18 protein-coding genes are annotated in these 16,654 nt (G+C 71.5%); 6 read left to right on the top strand and 12 right to left on the bottom strand.

The annotated features are described in order from the left end of the window. Positions 1-60 precede the first annotated feature (60 nt). The gene (locus tag AB0K28_RS42845; RefSeq protein ID WP_364381901.1) at positions 61-756 is read right to left on the bottom strand and encodes an NAD(P)-binding domain-containing protein; all 696 of its coding nucleotides are present in this window, start codon (positions 754-756) and stop codon (positions 61-63) included. Between the two features lie 91 nt (positions 757-847). Here AB0K28_RS42845 and AB0K28_RS42840 point away from each other — a divergent pair, with 91 nt between their 5' ends. Continuing rightward, a complete protein-coding gene (locus tag AB0K28_RS42840; RefSeq protein WP_364381898.1) occupies positions 848-1,408 on the top strand; it encodes a helix-turn-helix domain-containing protein in 561 nt (186 codons plus the stop codon). A 58-nt stretch (positions 1,409-1,466) separates the two neighbouring features. Here the strand turns inward: AB0K28_RS42840 and AB0K28_RS42835 are convergent, their stop codons facing one another. Next, positions 1,467-1,790: a helix-turn-helix domain-containing protein gene (locus AB0K28_RS42835; RefSeq protein WP_364381895.1), complete on the bottom strand. Its 324-nt coding sequence runs from the start codon at positions 1,788-1,790 to the stop codon at positions 1,467-1,469. A gap of 84 nt (positions 1,791-1,874) precedes the next feature. Here AB0K28_RS42835 and AB0K28_RS42830 point away from each other — a divergent pair, with 84 nt between their 5' ends. Further along, positions 1,875-2,951: an alkene reductase gene (locus AB0K28_RS42830; RefSeq protein ID WP_364381892.1), complete on the top strand. Its 1,077-nt coding sequence runs from the start codon at positions 1,875-1,877 to the stop codon at positions 2,949-2,951. Here AB0K28_RS42830 and AB0K28_RS42825 read toward each other — a convergent pair. The 9 genes from AB0K28_RS42825 to AB0K28_RS42785 form a co-directional block, all read right to left on the bottom strand. After that, positions 2,930-3,922, bottom strand: coding sequence for a malonate decarboxylase subunit epsilon (locus AB0K28_RS42825; protein ID WP_364381889.1), 993 nt, complete (start codon positions 3,920-3,922; stop codon positions 2,930-2,932). The two genes, AB0K28_RS42830 and AB0K28_RS42825, sit on opposite strands and share 22 nt — an antisense overlap. Continuing rightward, on the bottom strand, positions 3,919-4,623 hold the full coding sequence (locus AB0K28_RS42820; protein ID WP_364381886.1) for a phosphoribosyl-dephospho-CoA transferase MdcG domain-containing protein: 705 nt from the start codon (positions 4,621-4,623) through the stop codon (positions 3,919-3,921). The genes AB0K28_RS42825 and AB0K28_RS42820 overlap by 4 nt, the downstream gene beginning before the upstream one ends. Continuing rightward, positions 4,620-5,426 (bottom strand): biotin-independent malonate decarboxylase subunit gamma, encoded by an 807-nt coding sequence (gene mdcE / locus AB0K28_RS42815; RefSeq protein WP_364381883.1) that lies wholly within the window; start codon positions 5,424-5,426, stop codon positions 4,620-4,622. The genes AB0K28_RS42820 and mdcE overlap by 4 nt, the downstream gene beginning before the upstream one ends. Continuing rightward, a complete protein-coding gene (locus AB0K28_RS42810) occupies positions 5,423-6,298 on the bottom strand; it encodes a biotin-independent malonate decarboxylase subunit beta (RefSeq protein WP_345405085.1) in 876 nt (291 codons plus the stop codon). Before AB0K28_RS42810 ends, mdcE begins: the two co-directional genes overlap by 4 nt. Further along, positions 6,295-6,585 carry a malonate decarboxylase subunit delta gene (locus AB0K28_RS42805; RefSeq protein WP_345405082.1) on the bottom strand — a complete coding sequence of 97 codons (291 nt, stop codon included), beginning with the start codon at positions 6,583-6,585 and terminating at the stop codon, positions 6,295-6,297. Before AB0K28_RS42805 ends, AB0K28_RS42810 begins: the two co-directional genes overlap by 4 nt. Continuing rightward, positions 6,573-7,451: a triphosphoribosyl-dephospho-CoA synthase gene (locus tag AB0K28_RS42800; RefSeq protein ID WP_364381880.1), complete on the bottom strand. Its 879-nt coding sequence runs from the start codon at positions 7,449-7,451 to the stop codon at positions 6,573-6,575. Before AB0K28_RS42800 ends, AB0K28_RS42805 begins: the two co-directional genes overlap by 13 nt. Positions 7,452-7,457: 6 nt before the next feature. Next, on the bottom strand, positions 7,458-9,110 hold the full coding sequence (mdcA, locus tag AB0K28_RS42795) for a malonate decarboxylase subunit alpha (protein WP_364381877.1): 1,653 nt from the start codon (positions 9,108-9,110) through the stop codon (positions 7,458-7,460). A gap of 200 nt (positions 9,111-9,310) precedes the next feature. After that, positions 9,311-9,637, bottom strand: coding sequence for a DUF1048 domain-containing protein (locus tag AB0K28_RS42790; protein WP_364381874.1), 327 nt, complete (start codon positions 9,635-9,637; stop codon positions 9,311-9,313). Between the two features lies 1 nt (position 9,638). Further along, entirely contained in the window at positions 9,639-9,995 is a 357-nt protein-coding gene (locus AB0K28_RS42785) for a DUF1048 domain-containing protein (RefSeq protein ID WP_364381871.1), read from the bottom strand. A 413-nt stretch (positions 9,996-10,408) separates the two neighbouring features. Between AB0K28_RS42785 and AB0K28_RS42780 the strand changes: the two genes are divergently transcribed. Together AB0K28_RS42780 and AB0K28_RS42775 are read left to right on the top strand one after the other, a co-directional pair. Further along, positions 10,409-12,229 carry a DUF1996 domain-containing protein gene (locus AB0K28_RS42780; RefSeq protein WP_364381977.1) on the top strand — a complete coding sequence of 607 codons (1,821 nt, stop codon included), beginning with the start codon at positions 10,409-10,411 and terminating at the stop codon, positions 12,227-12,229. 115 nt (positions 12,230-12,344) lie between these two features. Next, positions 12,345-12,875 carry a hypothetical protein gene (locus AB0K28_RS42775; protein ID WP_345405067.1) on the top strand — a complete coding sequence of 177 codons (531 nt, stop codon included), beginning with the start codon at positions 12,345-12,347 and terminating at the stop codon, positions 12,873-12,875. A gap of 375 nt (positions 12,876-13,250) precedes the next feature. Here the strand turns inward: AB0K28_RS42775 and AB0K28_RS42770 are convergent, their stop codons facing one another. Further along, a complete protein-coding gene (locus AB0K28_RS42770) occupies positions 13,251-13,850 on the bottom strand; it encodes a TetR/AcrR family transcriptional regulator (protein ID WP_345405064.1) in 600 nt (199 codons plus the stop codon). A 121-nt stretch (positions 13,851-13,971) separates the two neighbouring features. On the opposite strand from AB0K28_RS42770, the gene AB0K28_RS42765 reads away from it, so the two are divergent. Continuing rightward, on the top strand, positions 13,972-14,364 hold the full coding sequence (locus AB0K28_RS42765; RefSeq protein ID WP_345405061.1) for an ester cyclase: 393 nt from the start codon (positions 13,972-13,974) through the stop codon (positions 14,362-14,364). A gap of 156 nt (positions 14,365-14,520) precedes the next feature. Continuing rightward, on the top strand, positions 14,521-16,578 hold the full coding sequence (locus AB0K28_RS42760) for a SpoIIE family protein phosphatase (RefSeq protein WP_364381866.1): 2,058 nt from the start codon (positions 14,521-14,523) through the stop codon (positions 16,576-16,578). Positions 16,579-16,654: the final 76 nt, after the last annotated feature.

Raw genomic sequence — 16,654 nt, 5'->3', positions numbered from 1 at the left:
GCAGCAGCGCGCGGCAGGCCGGCGGGATCGGTTCGTTCACTCCCGCGACCTGGCGGCGGTTCAGGGGCGTCGAGCTGCCGCCAGCGCCGTACGGATCTGCTCGGCGTTCGCCGGGCCGCCGGGGTCGTCCGCGGTCATCTCCTGCTGGTTCTTGAAGTACACCCCCACGTACGCCGGGGTGTCGCGCTGGAAGCGCCAGCTTTCCGCGAGGGTTCCCGCGTCGTAGGTGTCGTAGCCGAGCAGGTCGATCAGCTCGCTCGCGGCGGCCTTCGCCTCGGCCGAGTCGCCGGCGATGGGCAGGACCGTACGGTCGGGCGCGCCCGACGGGCGGGCCAGGGCCACCAGATGGTTGACCCAGATGTTGTTGAACGCCTTGACGACCTTGCTGTCGGGCAGGTGCCGCTGGAGCAGCTCGCTGGTCGTGACCTGCTCGGCGTCCAGCTCCGGGATCGACCCGTCGCGCTCGGGATAGTAGTTGGTCGTGTCGAGGACGACCTTGCCCGCCAGCGGTGCCACCGGGACCTGGTGATGGTGCTTGAGCGGGATGGAGACCACGACCCAGTCGCCGGCGGCGCCGGCTTCGGCGGGAGTGGCGGCACGGGCCAGGGGGCCCAGCTCTTTGACCAGGCCGGCCAGGGTGTCCGGGCCGCGGGAGTTGCTGAGGACGACGTTCAGGCCGGCGTTGACGGCGAACCTGGCGATGGCGCCGCCGATGTTCCCGCTGCCGATGATTCCCAGGGTGCGCTGGTCGGACATGTGAGGACCTCCTAGAATCGGGATGGGCATCCCGCTTATTGCCGGACTATACGGGACGTCCATCCCGGTTGTCGACGGAGAGGTACAGGTCATGGCTGACGAGCGCTTGCGGGCCGACGCGCGGCGTAACAGGGCACGCGTGCTGGAGGTGGCGGCCGAGGTGTTCGCCACCGAGGGCTTCTCCGTGCCGGTGGCCGAGATCGCACGGCGTGCCGGGGTGGGCACGGGCACGGTGAGCCGACATTTCCCGACGAAGGAGGATCTGGTGGCGGCGATCGTGGGCAGCCGGCTGACCGAGCTCACCATCAAGGCCGACGAGCTGGCCCGCCGAGAGGATCCCGGCACCGCCTTCTTCGCCCTCTTCATCGCCTTCGTACGAGCGGGCGCGGAGGACTGCGGCCTGGCCGAGGTGGCGGGGGACGATCGCCGGCTGGACGAGCTGGACGAGCGCGCGGGCGCCGACCTGTGCGGCCGGCTGCAGGAGTTGCTCGCCGCCGCCCAGAAAGCCGGCGCCGTACGCCCCGACGTCTCTTACGCGGACGTCAGGGCGTTGATGTCAGCGTGCATGACGAGGAAGGACGGGCTGGAGCCGATCCTCGGCGTCGTCACCGACGGATTAAGCACGGATAAGCACGCCCTGAGCACGCCCTGAGCACGCCCTGAGCACGCCCTGAGCACGCTCTGACACGGTCTGAGCACGGCCTGACGGCTCACCGGCCCTCACGCGCCGCCCACGAGGCGACCGCGTGCACGGCCTGGATCAGGGAGCGGCCGCTGTCGGTGAGATGGTAGAGCACCTGCACGGGCATCGAGGGCACCACCTCTCGGCGCATCAGCCCGTGCTCCTCCAGCTCCCGCAGGCGCAGCGTCAGCATGCGATCGGAGATGCCGCCGACCATGCGCCGGTACTCGCCGAAGCGGCGCGCGCCCCTCGCTCCGGCGAGCATGATCGCCGACGTCCACCGGCGGCTCATGAACACCATCATGTCGCTCGCGCCCTCGCACCGCGCGGCGTCGATCACAGGAGCCTTCACTTCTGTAGAACTAGTCACTCCATAAAATAAAGCAGCTAACCGGCGCTTTGGCAAGACACATCCGGTGCACCGAGGCTGGACGTCATGACAGACACAGACCTCTTCCGCCCGCTCAAGGTGGGCGTGACCACGATCGCCAACCGTCTCGCCATGGCGCCGATGACCCGCAGCCGCGCCACCGCCGACGGCCTGGTCACGGACGCCATGGCCACCTACTACCGGCAGCGCGCCGGGGCCGGGCTGATCGTCACCGAGGCGACGCAGACCAGCCTGCGGGCGCAGTCGTACCCGACCACTCCAGGTATCCACAATGCGGAGCAGGCCGAGAGCTGGCGCCGGGTCACCGAGGCCGTCCACGACGAGGGCGGGGCCATCTACCTGCAGCTCTTCCACGGCGGACGGACCGGAGACCCGAGCATGCGGGGCGGGCTGGACGCGCACGCGCCCTCGGCGGTCGCCGCGCCCGGCCAGACGTACACGCCGGACGGCCTGGTGGACAACCCCGTGCCCCAGGCCATGACCGGCGACGACATCCGCGCCACCCTGCGCGAGTTCGCCGACGCCGCGCGGCTGGCGATCAGCGCCGGGTTCGACGGTGTCCAGCTGCACGGCGCGAACGGCTACCTGCCGCAGCAGTTCCTGTGCCGGCAGGCCAACGTGCGTACCGACGAGTGGGGCGGCGACACGCGGGGGCGGATCCGGTTCACGGTGGAGGCGATGCGGGCCATCGCCGAGGCCGTCGGAGCGGAGCGCGCCTCACTGCGCATCTCGCCCGCCACCACCGTCCAGGGCATCGACGAGGCGGACACCGAGGAGCTGTACTCCGCCATGCTCGCCGAGCTCGCCGGCGACGGGTACGCCTTCCTGGACGTCATCGAGCAGCCCGGCCGGAGGGAGCTGACGGCGCAGCTGCGCGAGCTGTGGCCGGGCGTGTTCGTGCTCAACCCGCACCGGGACGCCGAACCGCTGCCGCCGCACGAGGCGGTCGCGGACGGCCTGTCCTCGGGCGCCGACGTCGTCGCGCTCGGCGCGGCCTGGCTCGCCAACCCGGACCTGCTGCGACGGATCGCCCGGGGCGGCCCGTACAACGAGCCGGACGGCAGCACGTACTACGGCGGGGACGAGCGCGGCTACCTCGACTATCCGCCGCTGGAGGGCTGATGGCCGCGCCGGCGGGAAAGGTGGCCGTCATCACCGGCGGGTAGGCGGGATCGTCCGGCACGGCGGGCCAGTTCCACCGCGTCGGTGAGGCGCGTGTCGGCCAGGGTGATGGCGCGGGCGCCGGGGTTCGCGGCCCCCGCGAGCCGGGCGACCACGCTCCCGGGCGGGGCCTGGACGAACAGCGTCGTGCCGAGCTCGCCGAGCAGGGCGACGACGTCCCGCCAGCGCAGTGTGGCGGCGACGCCGCGGGCCAGGTCGTCGAGGACGGCGTCCGCGTCCTGGAGCGCGCGGCCGGTACGGCCGCCGAGGTAGGGGACGGTGAGGGGGCGCCTGGGCACCGTGCCGAGGTGGTCGGCCATGGCGTCGGCGACGCCGGCGAGCAGCGGGCAGTGCGAGGGGACGGCGATGGGCAGCCGGTGCACGCGCCGCGCGCCGGCCTGCTCCGCCGCCGCTTCGAGGCGGCTCAGCGCGCGAACGCTGCCGGCGGCCACGACCTGCTGGTCGGCGTCGATGACGGCCAGGTAAGCCGGGTCGTCATCGGTCGTGATCGACTCGATCAGGGCGCGGGCCCTGGGCACGCCGAGCCCGAGCACGGCGGCCATGCCGTACCCGGACGGGTAGGCGTCGCGCATGAGCTCGGCGCGGTGGCAAACGGCCGCGAGGGCTTCGGCGAAGGTCAGGACCCCGGCGGTGACGGCGGCCGGGAACGCGCCGGCGGAGTGGCCGGCCACGGCATCGGGCGCCGCGCCTTCGGCGGCGAGCGCCCTGGTGGCGGCGACCCCGGCGACGTAGAGCGCGATCTGGGTGGTGACGGTCGAGGCCAGTGCCCGCGCGTCGTCCTGCCTGGACGAGCCGGGCAGGATGTCTTCGGCTTCCGCGAGGGTCGCGGCGACGGCCGGGTGGCCGGGCAGGTCGTGCAGCATCCCGGGCCGCTGGGTGCCCTGGCCGGGGTAGAGGAAGGCGACCGTCATGGGCGTGCCCAGGGGTCGTCGACCAGCTCGGGGCCGTGCGCGGTGCGGGCCAGGACCGGTCCGCCGGTACGGGCCCACTCGGCCAGAGCGACCCCGCCGCCCGGGCTCTCCAGCCGGCAGTCCACCCTGCTGGGAAGGGCGGCGAAGGCGATCACCAGCCGTGCGGCCGTGGCCGGGGGCAGCCGGTGTGGCGTGCGTACGAGCAGGTCGAGGTCGCTCGCGGGATGGGTGACCTGGTGCCCGGTGGCCAGCTCGAAGCCCACGCTGCCGACGGGCCCCCAGACGGCCTCGCGCCCCAGCTCCTCGGCCAGCCGCAGACCGACGGCGGACAGGGTGTCCCAGAGAGCGGCAGGCAGCGCAGCGGAAGCGGGAACGGACATGGCAGCGCGTCGAGCGGTGGGCAGGGCGGCGGGCAGGGCGGCGGGCAGGGCGGCGGGCGGCTCGGCTTCGTGCGGGGGCCGGTGGGTCAGCTCCTCCGGGCGCACGCGGCCGATCACCTCCCCTCGCGGCACGAAGGCGGCGTGGCGCTGCGACCGCTGGGGCCCGCGTACGCCGATGGGGATCAGCCCGGGCGGGTGCGGCGCCCGACGCACGACGGCCCAGCCGCAGGCCGACAGCGACGCGGCGGCCCAGCCGGGCAGTCCGGCGCCGGCCGTCGCGCCGTCCGCGAGCCGCAGCAGGTCGTGCGGGCGCGCCGTCATCCCCATTGCCTCGCCAGTTCCTCGTGGATGCGGCGCGAGGCGGCCCGGGTCTTCCTGGCGCCCGGCGAGTCGAGGCGGTTGCTCAGGTCGCGGGGGCCCTGGCGGGCGCGTACGACGGCGGCGGCCAGCGCGTGGCGCACCTTCGTCGCGTCCCCCTCTGCCGGCTCGCCGGCGTTCTCCACGCGCAGGAGCTCGTCGCACAGGCCGAGCCTCGCCCAGTCGCCGACGTCGTACGACAGCGGCGGGAACCGCCTGGCCAGCTCGTCGAGCTCGGCCACCGTCCGGCGGGTCACTCTGGCCGCCGCCTGCTTGTGCATGGCGTGGATCACCACGCCGGGATCGTCGAGCGCCAGGATCTGGTTCGCCTGCAGGCCGTGCGCGAGCAGCCCGCCGGACAGGGCGTTTCCGACGATGAACGAGATGACCGGATGCCCGGCGGTCCGGGCGGTGGCGTAGGCGTCCACGGCGGCGGCCAGCGCGTGATGGATGCCGAGCAGTTCCTCGACGCGGCCGTAGGCCTGGCTGGGCAGGTCGACCACGGCGACGATCGGGCGGCGGCGGCCGTCGGGCAGGTGCTCGTCCGCGGCGATCACGCCGGTCACCGCCTCGGCGATGGCGAGCCCTTCGCGCAGCCCGACCTCGCCCTCGCGGGCTCGGTGGTAGGGGCTCTCCGGGTCGGGCACGACGGTGACGAGGCGGGCGGTGTCGTCGCCCAGCGTGCAGTCGGCCGTGATCACGGACGGCACGACGTCGTTCACGGCCCCGTCCGCGAGCGCGTGCGTCCAGTTCCGCCCGCGGCTCATGACGGGTCTCCCTTCGGCGGCGCGGATCTCCCCCAGACGTCCGCGAGCGCGGACGGCGCGGGCGGCTGCTCAGGGTCGACGGCTTCCAGGCGGGCCCGCAGCTCGCCGACCCGCCGCGAGCGGTGCTCCGCCGGCACGCCCTGCCGTACGGCCTCGACCACCGCGGTACGCAGCGCGGCGACGTCGTCGAGGACCAGCGCGTCGGCCAAGCCGGTCCTGACACGCTGCGTTCCGCCGTCGATCGACCAGATCAGCGGGTGGTCGGAGGCGTCGAACTCGGCGATCCCCGCCTCGGACTCGATCACCTCGGGACCGTCGAGCCCGAGCCGGCCTTCGGCGGTCGTGATCAGCTTCGTGCACAGGCCGGCGGCGATGCTCATGCCGCCGAAGCAGCCCAGCGCCCCGGCGATGACGCCGACGACGGGCTGGAGGGCACGCAGCTCCAGTACGGCCGCGCACACCTCGGCGACCGTGGCCAGGCCCAGGTTGGCCTCCTGCAGGCGGACGCCGCCGGTCTCCAGCAGCAGCACCGCGGCGGTCGGAGTGCCGTCGCGGCTGTCGCGTGCCGCCAGAGACAGCGCGGCGGTGATCTTCGCGCCGGAGACCTCGCCGATGCCTCCGCCCTGGAAGGCCTGTTCGATGCCGATCACGACCGCGTGCCGCCCGTCCAGGCCGCCCTTGACCACGACCACGCCGTCGTCGGACTGCGGGACGACGCCCTGCGGCTCCAGCCATGGCGACTCGATGCGGTCGAAGGGGCCGCACAGTTCGCGGGCCGTGCCCTCGTCCAGCAGGGCTTCGGCCCGTTCCCTGGCGTTCAGCTCGATGAAGCTGGTGCGGTCGAGCAACGACTCCCACCCGGTGTCCGTCATGGGTTGCCCTCCTCGATGGCCTGCCGCAGGCGCAGGGTCACCACGCCCGGTGTGGCGCCGAAGTCGTTGAGCTCGAAGGCGGCGGCTATGCGGTGCCGGGCGAAGAAGCGCTCCAGCACGGTCCGCCACACCGTGTCGAACCCCTCGACGCTGGTGCGCACCCGCACCCGGGCGGTGTCGTTCGCCGGGGTCATCAGGACCTCCAGGTCCCCCGAGCCCACGACCCCGACGTGGCTGGGCCGGGCGGCCGGACGGTCGGCGGGGAACTCGTACCTCAGCGTCTGCATGCGGGCACCTCCTGCTCACAGCGTTCCGGCCAGGGCACCGTGTCGAGGAAGAGCGCGGCGGCCAGCAGGTCGCCGCTCCCGCCCGGTGACAGGCGCCGCTCGCGGAGCGCGTCGTCCAGTTCCATGAGCGCGGCACGGCCTGAGGCGGTGCCCGCGCCTCCTTCGGTCAGGACCCGCCGGGCGCCGAGCCGTACGGCGCGCAGGCCGTCGGGGCCGCCGCGATGCAGGACGCAGGTATCGTCGAGCAGGCTCATCACCGCCAGCAACGCGTCGAGCCGGGCCGTCTCCTCGCCGAGACCGGCCGCCCTGCCTTGTCGGAGGCGCGGCAGCGCGACCTCCGTGACGTGCGGGAAGGCGTTCTCCGCCTCCTCGCGGGCGCCGCCCGCCCCATGGCGCCGCCGGGCCTGCTCGCCGTGGGACGGCTCCCCCGCCGGGACCCGCCGGTCGGGCAGGGCGGCCAGCCGGGCGGCGGCGCGGGCGGCCGCGCGTTCGTCGGCAGCGCCACCGGCGACGGCGGCGACCAGCAGCCCGAGTGCCCACAGGGCTCCGCGATGGGTGTTGATCCCGCCGGTGGCCCGCACCATGGCCTGCTCGCCCCGGCGGCCGAGCACGCCCAGCTTCTCCCGGAGCGCGACGCCGGCGGGAGTCCGCCCGGCGGCCTGCGCGATCTGTGCGAACGTGGGGCGCAGCGCTTGCGCGGAGGCCAGCATGAGCGGCAGGTCCATGTCGTCGTGGGCGCCGCCGCCGCGGCGGTCGACCAGCCCCGGTTTGGGGCTGAGCTGGGCCTCGGCGCGCAGCGAACGGACCGCCGCGTCGGCGAGCAGGGCCGGGGCCGCGGACGGCCTGGCGGGCTCGATCATGGTCATCGCGGATCACCAGGTCCTGAACCGGGCGGGCGGGTCGTAGAGCCCGCCGGACCAGGCCACGAGATCCTCGATGCTGCGGGCCGCCAGCAGGGACCGTTTGGCCTTGCGGACGTCCACCTTGAGGTCCGCCGGCAGCGCGACCAGCCCGTCCCGGCGCAGCTCCTCGACGCGCCGCTCGTCGATCTCCCGGCCGATCGACGTGGCGCCCGCGACCGCGGCCACCGCCTCGCGCCGTTCGGCCGGCCCGGACGCCTTGTAGAGGTAGGCGACACCCTCCTCGGTCACCACGTGGCTGACGTCGTCCCCGTAGATCATGATCGGCGGGACAGGCATGGACGCGTCCTTGCCCACCGGGACCGCGTCGAGCGTCTCCACGAACGCCGGATCGCCGCCCGAGCGGAAGGTCTGCGTGATCTGCACGACGAGCTTGCGTCCCCGCAGCGCCGGGGCCTGCCCGGTCAGCAGGCTCAGCCAGGCGGGAGAGGTGTGCCTGCGCCCGTGCGGGTCGTGGCCCATATTGGGCGCTCCGCCGAAACCGCTCAACCGGCCCTCCGTGACCGTCGAGGAGTTCGCGCTGCCGTCGATCTGCAGCGACGACCCGATGAACAGGTCCACCGCGTACTGGCCGGCGAGCTGGCACAGCACCCGGTTCGAGCGCAGCGAGCCGTCACGACCGGTGAAGAACACGTCAGGGCGGGCGGCGACATAGCGTTCCGTGCCCGGCTCCCCGCCGAAGCAGTGCACCGACTCGACCCAGCTGCTCTCGATGGCGGGAATGAGGGTCGGATGGGGGTTGAGCGCCCAGTGCCGGCAGATCTTCCCGCGCAGCCCCAGCTCTTCGCCGTAGGTGGGCAGGAGGAGCTCGATCGCCGCCGTGTCGTAGCCGATCCCGTGGTTCAGGGTGGTCACCCCGTGCCGCTCGTAGATGCCCCGCAGCGTCATCATCGCCATCAGGATCTCCACCTGCCCGATGTGGCGAGGGTCACGGGTGAACAGCGGCTCCAGCGCGAACGGCCGCGGGCTGCGCACGATCAGGTCCACCCAGTCGCCGGGGATGTCCACCCGCGGCACCTCGTCCACGATCTCGTTGACCTGGACGACGGTCACGCCGTCGGAGAAGGCCACCGCCTCGGCGATGGTCGGGGTGTCCTCGGTGCCGGGGCCGGTGAACAGGTTCCCGTCGCGGTCGGCCTGCTCGGCGCAGAGCAGCGCGACGTTCGGGGTGAGGTCGATGAACATCCGCGCGTACAGCTCGACGTAGGTGTGGATCGCCCCGACCTCGACCTTGCCGTCGGCCAGCAGCTGCGCCATGCGCACGCTCTGCGGACCGGCGTAGGCGAAGTCGAGACGGCGGGCCACCCCGCGCTCGAAGACGTCGAGGTGCTCCCGGAGGCTGATCGAGGAGATCAGCAGGTGCAGGTCGTGCACGACTTCCGGATCGCACCCGGCCAGCGCCTCGGCCAGGAAGTCCGCCTGCTTCTGGTTGTCGCCTTCCAGCGCCACCCGGTCTCCGGGGCGCAGCAACGCCTCCAGGGCCGCACGCATCCGCCCGGCGTCCAGCACCCTGCCGGTGACGAAGGGACGGACCTTCTCCAAGCGGTCCCGTTTGGCGGTCCGCCGCCGTGTCCAGTCCCGAGGGGCCACCTTGTTGCGTACCATCACTCGCCCCCATCCAGCGTTGACCCGGATGAGCTGCACGCAAAGAGTCCGCGACTAACCAAAGGCGCGATAAAACCTCCTCCCTCACTGATCGCCGAACAGCAGGCCAGGACGGGTCCTTCTCGCCCAGGTCCGAGCCGCCGCGTCCGAGGAGGACGCCGCGTCCGGACAGGCCGGTGCGGATCTCGTCGGCCAGAGTGTCACTTCCCGGCCGTGCCGAGCTTCCTGGCGACGGACTCCTGATGGACCTCCGCGAAGGTGCGCGAGTCCTTGATCAGGTCGTCGGCGAAGGCGGCGACGTCCTCGCCGATGAGTTCCAGGACGCCCTTGCCGTCCGCGACGCCCTCCTCGAAGAAGTCGAGGAGGTCTGCGAGCAGCGACCCGTTGAGCAGGTCGATCGGTCCGACCTTGAAGTAGTACTTCTGGATCTCCTTGTAGACGATCTCGTAGTCCGGAGGGAGCGCCTTGACCCGTGCCATGTGCGCCCGCCACTGCTTCTTGCCCTCGATGATGTCCCGGACGCCCACGTCAGCCTCCCAGCCTGCCCAGTTTCCTGGCGACGTTCCTGTTCAGCTGCTCCCGCCACCGGTCGCGGAAGTTTCCAGCCCCTTCTCCGCCCGCCAGCGCCGCGCAGAAGCCGGCGATGTCGTCACCCAGTACGTCGTGAATGCTCTGCCCGTCGGCCGCCGTCTCCTCCAGCAGGCCCAGGGCGCCGTCGAGAATCGGCATCAGGTTGCGGCCGGTGAAGTCCCCGTAGAGGAACAGATGGCCCTTCATCTGTTCCCATGCCGCCCGGTGATCGGCCGGCAGGACTGCCGCCCTGGCTTCGAACGCCTTCCATTCTCTGGTGAGATCGCTGCCCGTGATGGTCTCCCAGAAGCTCATCTTCCGCCCTCCTTGAGCTTGTCGATCGGCCCCTGAGGTACTCTGTAACGCCGAGTACCACTATAAAGTATCACAAAGTAGTGGTCCGAGTCTTACGGCCGCGGGTGGTGAACGCGTGGAGCCTGGCCGGAGCGGCCGTTGTGGTGGGGTTTCCGGCCTGAGCACGTGCCCGCCGCCCTGCGAACCTTTCCTGTCTCGGTGCGACCCGGTGAGGAAGAAAGCACGCGACATCGAACCTGAGCCGCCTTGTCCCCGTATCCCGTGATGACGAAGGCCGCAACCTTTCTGTTCTGCAGCCTGATGCGCGCGCAGGCCGAATCGCAGCTACAGACGGAGAGAGGGATTGTATGAGAGTTCGACATAGGTCCCGGATCCGCCGCCGGGCCGCAGGCATGCTGACGGCCTTGACTGTCATGGGCGGCAGTCTGGCGGTCGGCACGACGGGCGCGGCGGCGAGCACGACATCCGGCGCGGTCTTCGCGCCGGCCGTCTCCTGCCCCGCCGTGGCCGACCAAGTGGGCGAGGTTCCCGCTCGGGCTCAGGCGGAGGTGCAGCGCAACCTGCGCCAGCTGGAGACCCAGATCGCCGAGGCGAACCGGCGGCTCGCGTCCTCCAAGGGACAGGGTGGGCCCAACTTCGTGCGGAACGCGATTCTCAGCCCGCTGCAAGACAAACGAGCGGCCGCGCTGCAACGTATTGAGATCGCCTTCCGGCGCGCCGGCGCCCAGGCCCCGAACGGCCTGGACGCTCTGGCCACCTGCACCGTGCGGGACGACGGCAACGGCACAGGCAACGACAACGACAACGGGAACGGGGACGGGAACGACAACGACGGCCAGGGCACGGGCGACCAGCAGGACGACGGCCAGGACAACGGCGGTCAGGGCACCGGCGACCAGCAAGGCGACACCGGCCAGGGAACCGGCGACCAGCAGGGCGACGGCCAGGACAACGGCGGTCAGACCGGCGCTCCCGGCGGGATCAGCTGCCCCTCCGTGGCGGACCGGCTGGGTCAGATCCCCGCACGTGCCCGCGCAGAGGTGCAGCGCAACCTGCGCCAGCTGGAGACCCAGATCGCCGAGGCGAACAGGCGGCTTGAGAGGGCGGCCGGTCAGGGCGGCCCCAACTTCGTCCGCAACGCCGTCCTCGCTCCGCTGAAGAACAAGCGGACGGCCACCCTTCAGCGCATCGCGCTCGCCTTCCAGCGAGCCGGTGCCCGTGCGCCGGCCGATCTGCGGACTCTGGCGACCTGTGAGGTGGGCGATCCGGGAGACGGCGGCAACAACGGCAACGACGGTAACAACGGCAACGACGGAAATACCGGGAACGACGGAGGTAATGGCGACAACAACGGCGGCCAGGCCAGAGGGCCCGTTGCCGAGGACTTCGTCGACATCCGTTCGGTACGCCCGAACGTGAGAACCCCCCGCACCCAGCGGAACGGCTCCCGCGGCACCTTCAGCGTGGACTGCGGCCGTAACGAGGGGCGGATCTTCAACTCCGACAACGTCATCGTGGCACCGGGCGTGTCCAACGGCGCCCAGCACACCCACGACTACGTGGGCAACGAGTCCACCAACAACCAGTCCACCAACGAGAGCCTGCTCGCCGCCGGCACCACCTGCCGCAACGGCGACAAGTCCACGCACTACTGGCCTGTGCTGAGGGCACTGGGCCAGGAGGAGTTCGACGCCGACCAGCGCGGCGGCGGCCTCGACCTGAACGTCGGCAAGATCCTCACCCCCGTTCAGGTGCAGATCACGTTCAAGGGCAACCCGACCGCGAAGGTGGTGCCGGCGCCGCAGTTCCTGCGGATCATCACCGGCAACGCCCGGGTCAACGGAGCCGAGCACAACGCCGGATGGACCTGCACCGGGTTCGAGAACCGCCAGCTGACCGACAAGTACCCGCTCTGCCCGCGCGGCAGCAGGCTCGTCCGGGTCTTCGACTTCCAGAGCTGCTGGGACGGCCAGAACATCGACAGCGCCAACCACCGTACCCACGTCACCTTCCCGGAGGCGGACGGGAGCTGCCCGCAGGGCTTCCAGCCGATCCCGGCGCTGGAGCACCGGCTCGTCTACAACGTGCCGCGTGGCCCCAACTTCGCCGTCGACGGCTTCCCGGAAGAGCTGCACAAACCGATCACCGACCACAGCGACTTCATCAACCTCATGAACGAGCAGCAGATGCAGCGGGTGGTCACCTGCATCAACAGCGGCAGACGCTGCCGCTGATCCTCGCCGGCAGCGACCGGCGGCCAGGAGCGGGGCGCGGTGTGGCCAGGCGAGTGGCCACACCGGCCTCGTCGCTCCGCGTAGGACCGCGATCAGCGCGAGAAAGGTCAAGAGCATGGTGGACGTCTCCCGCCCGCGAGACGTGCGAGACGCCGCGCCGGTGGGCACGGTGCGGGTGGCCGGCACCGTCAGCAGGCTCCGCCGTGCCGGCGCCGTCCTGTCCCTGGCCGTCGCCTCGGCGCTCATGCTCGCCGGATGCGGCGGTCAGGCCGAGGCGGGCAAAGGCACGGGGCCGGCAGCCGGGAAGGAGGGGTCACGCACGTACACCATCGAGCAGCTGGCCGCCGAGGTCGGCTGCACCGCCACGATCACCCTCAAGGCCATGGACTACCGTCAGGGCGAATGCACCAGCGACGGGATCCCGTACGTGTTCCTCGACTTCGCCACGGCCACGGGCCAGCGCGAGTGGCTCGACTACGCCGAAATGTACGGCGGCCTCTACCTCAGGGGTGATCGATGGGTGCTGTCGGCCAAGTCCAAGTCCTTCATGCAGGAGCTGAGCGGAAAGCTCGGAGGCACGGTCGAGGAGAACGGCGGCCACAGCGGCCACGGCGCCTCCGCCTCGCCGTCCAGCACTCACCACTAGGCGTATGCCTGGTCGGGTGCGCCGGCGGGGTTGCGGCATGACGAGGCCGGATCCGTTGAGCGGTTTCGTAGGGTCTCCCCAGGCTGGGCGCGGTGGGCGTGCTCGTGGCGGCTGTTCAAGCTGGCGACAGCGCTTTCGTTTGCCATCGCTGCCACCGCAGCATCCCTTGTCCGAAAGTTCGTCTTCGTATCAGCCGCAATCCGTCGGGCTGACCCGGCTGCTGTTCTGGCCAACCCGCGCCTCTGAGGGTGTCGTTCACGGACGCCGTGAACGGGCGGAAACGTGATCCCGCCGGGACTCTCGCGGAACTCGCCCAGGTGAACGTCACGCGAGAGCCGGGTCGCGGGGGCAGGACGTGTTTCGGGGCCCGTGTCGTCAGGCGGGTGGCCAGTTCCGCAAGGCCGCGTCGGCCACCTGTTGGAGGTCCTCGCATGCCGCGCCGCCGGCTGCCTGTACGGCGATGCCGTTCGCGATCGTCATGACATAGCGGGCGATCTTCTCCGGGTCGGAGCTGCCGGGCAGGTCGCCCGTCTGGACGGCCTGCCGGAACCTGTCCCGGAGCAGTGTCTGGCCGTGGGCGCGCCACTCGGCCAGGATGTCGCGGGCGGTCCGTCCGGTCCCGCCGGCGGCCAGTGCGCCTTGGACGCCCATGCAGCCGGCGGGGAGTCCCGGCATGGTGCCGGAGCGGGCGGCGCCGGCGAGGAAGGCCGCGGCGACCTCGCGGGCGGTGGGTTCCCGCAGCGCCTCGGCGACGTAGGCGCCGGGGCCTTCCGCGTAGCGCCGCAACGCCTTGCGGAAGAGGTCCTCCTTGTTGCCGTAGGCCGCGTACAGGCTCTTACGGGAGATGCCCATGGCCTCGGTCAGGTCGGTGAGGCTGGCGCCTTCGTAGCCCTGCGCCCAGAAGACCGTCATCGCCTTCTCGAGCGCCGCCTCGGCGTCGAATGCCCGGGGACGGCCGATCTGTGACGCGTGCATCTCTGCACCCTACCGCTTTGACACCGTTCGGTGCAGAACTGGTATCGTTCAATTCTGCACCGATCGGTGCGGAAATCTCTACAGCTCACCGCCCCTTGCGACACGAGAGAAGAGGATCGCCATGTCCGAGAGTGATCTGCGTGACTGGTACATGCGCTACGCCGAGGCGCTCAACGCCCACGAGTTCGACCGCATGGACGAGTTCATCAACGACCAGGTGGTGCTCGGCGGTCAGCCCGGCACCCGTGAGGATGTCGTCACGGTCCTGAAGGGCATCGCCGACGCCGTCCCTGACATCCGCTGGGACGTCGATGAACTGCTGATCGACCGGGACGGCATCGCCGTCCGCGCCATCAACACCGGCACCCCGGAGAAGGAATGGCTCGGCGTCCCGCCCACCGGCGCCTCGTTCAGGATCGTCGAGTACGCCATCTACAAGGTCCAGGACGGCCGGTTCACCCACATGACGAACCTGCACGACTCCGCCGAGATGCTCCGGCAACTGACCGCGTGACCAACGAGAGGTTCTGATCGGCCGCCGGCCGTTGGGAGCCGTCCTGGCCCGCCGGCCGTCCAGCGGTTGCCGCATGTCCGCCGGGGTCGCGGGGTACGGCGAGGTGAGAGGGCGTGCCGGGCGTGGGCGGCGCGGCCGGACGAGCGGGGAGGGGCGATGGACGATGCCCGCGGGGAGAGCGCCGGTAGGTTCGCTCTGGAGGCGTTGGACTCCGTGCCGGTCGCTGTCGCCTTGACCATCGGACAGGACCACCGCCTGGCCTACACCAACGCCGCCTGCCGGGCGTACTTCGGTGACCGTCCGCTCGGCGAGCCGATCTCGGAGACGTTCCGCGACCTGTTGCGGCCGGACCACGTTGGCCACTTCGACGATGTGCTGGCCACCGGAGAGCCGGTCACTCTCACCGAGACGCCGGTCACCTTGTCCCTCCCCGCTGCCGGTGACGAGGAGCGCTTCTTCTCCTTTCGCCTCTCCCGGTTCGCTCAGGAACCTTCCGGTGTGCTGATCACGGCGGTGGACGTCACCGGGCAGGTCACCGCGGCCAGGCGCGCCTCCCACACCGCCGAGCGGCTGCGCCGGATCCTGCTCAGGTACCAGAGCCTGGTCCAGGTGAGTACGCAGATCGCGTGGGTCACGGGGCCGACGGGTGAGACGATCGAACCGAGCCCGGGGTGGGAACGGGTGACCGGGCAGAGCTGGGAGGAGTTCCGCGGGACGGGTTGGACGCGGGCCCTGCACCCCGACGACCGTGAACCCACGATCCGAGCGTTCGCCGAGGCACGCCGATGGCACCGCCCCACGCGGTATGTGTGCCGGCTGCGGACCAAGGACGGGCAGTACCACCACTTCGAGATCTCCTCCACGCCGGTGTACGAGAACGACGTCGTCGTGGAGTGGTTCGGCACGTACACCGACATCGAGGAGCAGTGGCAGCGGCAACGCCGCCATGCGCTGCTCGACCGTGCCGCCAGGGCGGCCGCCGAGCACACCGGGCTGCCGGAGACGTTCGGCGCGATCGCCGACGTGCTGGTGCCCGCTCTTGTCGACGGGTGCGGCATGCACCTGCTGTCTGGATTCAGCGACCGCCCGCACGGCGCACCCGTCATCGCCAAGCGCGTCGTTACGACAACCGCGCGGGAGGGCCTGGGGCCGGACCTGCCGTTCCGCGAGACCCGGTTCGCGGCCGACAGCGGGTTCGTCCGCGCGGTGGAGCAGCGCCGCCCGCTGCACCGCACGTTCCCGCCGGGCGAGCCACCGGCCGACCTGCTGCCCGAAGAGTCGACGGCCTGGCTGACCGAGGTGGCCGCCAACAGTGTCGTGCTGCTGCCGGTGATGGTCGACGGGGCCGTGGCGGCAGTGGTGAGCGCCGCCACGGTCGGGGACCGTCCGCCCCTGAGTCCGGGCGACGTCGACCTCATCGGCCAGATGTTCGAGCACATCCACGACGCGCTGAGCACCATCGTCCAGTTCCAGCGCACCCAGCAGGTGGCCCTGGCCCTTCAGCACAGCCTGCTCTCCGAACCGGCTGACCACGCCGACCTGCAGATCGTCGCCCGCTACCTGCCGAGCCCCGCGGCCGCCGAGGTCGGCGGCGACTGGTACGACTCCTTCGTCCTCCCTGGCGGCGCGACCGTGCTGGCCATCGGCGACGTGGCCGGCCACGATCTGGAGGCCGCCGTCCAGATGAGCCAGCTGCGGAACATGCTGCGGGCGCTGACCGTCGACCGTCCCTGCCCGCCCGGCCAGATCCTGCGGCGGCTGAACATCGCCATGCAATCACTGGCCCCCGACGCGACCGCCACCTGTGCCCTGGCCCGCGTCGAGCAACCCCAGCCCGGCCGGTGGCAGCTCAACTACGCCGTCGCCGGACACCCGCCACCGATCCTGGTCACCCGCGACGGTGACTGCCGCCTGCTGGAAGAGGCCGCCAACCCTCTGCTGGGCGTGGTCTTCGACCAGCCCTACGACAGCGCCGTCGAGCCTCTGCCGCCGGGCTCCACCGTACTGCTGTACACCGACGGCCTGGTCGAACGTCCGGGCGAGGACCTGGGCCGGGGGCTGGAGCGGCTCCGCGAACAAGCCTCGGCATTCGCGCGTCGTCCCCTGGACGGCTTTTGCGACGGCCTCCTGAACAGTCTGCTCGCCACCACCAGCACCGACGACATCGCCCTGATCGCGCTGCGGGTACCCACCGGCTCCACGTCAGGCCCCTGAAACGGGCGAGGACCCGCCGCGGATCACCGTCCGGAACGCCACAGGTCGTGGCCGGGCAGGATCCGGCGTACGGATG

This window comes from Nonomuraea sp. NPDC049504, assembly GCF_040676845.1.
GTDB classification, from domain to species: domain Bacteria; phylum Actinomycetota; class Actinomycetes; order Streptosporangiales; family Streptosporangiaceae; genus Nonomuraea; species Nonomuraea salmonea.
Note: the sequence above shows the minus strand (reverse complement) of the source record. Positions and strands in the feature narration are given on the sequence as shown.

Excerpts from the sequence above, each read along its gene's own strand:
- AB0K28_RS42845 (WP_364381901.1), bottom strand. The coding sequence starts at position 756 with ATGTCCGACCAGCGCACCCTGGGAATCATCGGCAGCGGGAACATCGGC.
- AB0K28_RS42840 (WP_364381898.1), top strand. The coding sequence starts at position 848 with ATGGCTGACGAGCGCTTGCGGGCCGACGCGCGGCGTAACAGGGCACGC.
- AB0K28_RS42830 (WP_364381892.1), top strand. The coding sequence starts at position 1,875 with ATGACAGACACAGACCTCTTCCGCCCGCTCAAGGTGGGCGTGACCACG.
- AB0K28_RS42825 (WP_364381889.1), bottom strand. The coding sequence starts at position 3,922 with ATGACGGTCGCCTTCCTCTACCCCGGCCAGGGCACCCAGCGGCCCGGG.
- AB0K28_RS42820 (WP_364381886.1), bottom strand. The coding sequence starts at position 4,623 with ATGACGGCGCGCCCGCACGACCTGCTGCGGCTCGCGGACGGCGCGACG.
- mdcE (WP_364381883.1), bottom strand. The coding sequence starts at position 5,426 with ATGAGCCGCGGGCGGAACTGGACGCACGCGCTCGCGGACGGGGCCGTG.
- AB0K28_RS42810 (WP_345405085.1), bottom strand. The coding sequence starts at position 6,298 with ATGACGGACACCGGGTGGGAGTCGTTGCTCGACCGCACCAGCTTCATC.
- AB0K28_RS42805 (WP_345405082.1), bottom strand. The coding sequence starts at position 6,585 with ATGCAGACGCTGAGGTACGAGTTCCCCGCCGACCGTCCGGCCGCCCGG.
- AB0K28_RS42800 (WP_364381880.1), bottom strand. The coding sequence starts at position 7,451 with ATGACCATGATCGAGCCCGCCAGGCCGTCCGCGGCCCCGGCCCTGCTC.
- mdcA (WP_364381877.1), bottom strand. The coding sequence starts at position 9,110 with ATGGTACGCAACAAGGTGGCCCCTCGGGACTGGACACGGCGGCGGACC.
- AB0K28_RS42785 (WP_364381871.1), bottom strand. The coding sequence starts at position 9,995 with ATGAGCTTCTGGGAGACCATCACGGGCAGCGATCTCACCAGAGAATGG.
- AB0K28_RS42780 (WP_364381977.1), top strand. The coding sequence starts at position 10,409 with ATGGGCGGCAGTCTGGCGGTCGGCACGACGGGCGCGGCGGCGAGCACG.
- AB0K28_RS42775 (WP_345405067.1), top strand. The coding sequence starts at position 12,345 with ATGGTGGACGTCTCCCGCCCGCGAGACGTGCGAGACGCCGCGCCGGTG.
- AB0K28_RS42770 (WP_345405064.1), bottom strand. The coding sequence starts at position 13,850 with ATGCACGCGTCACAGATCGGCCGTCCCCGGGCATTCGACGCCGAGGCG.
- AB0K28_RS42765 (WP_345405061.1), top strand. The coding sequence starts at position 13,972 with ATGTCCGAGAGTGATCTGCGTGACTGGTACATGCGCTACGCCGAGGCG.
- AB0K28_RS42760 (WP_364381866.1), top strand. The coding sequence starts at position 14,521 with ATGGACGATGCCCGCGGGGAGAGCGCCGGTAGGTTCGCTCTGGAGGCG.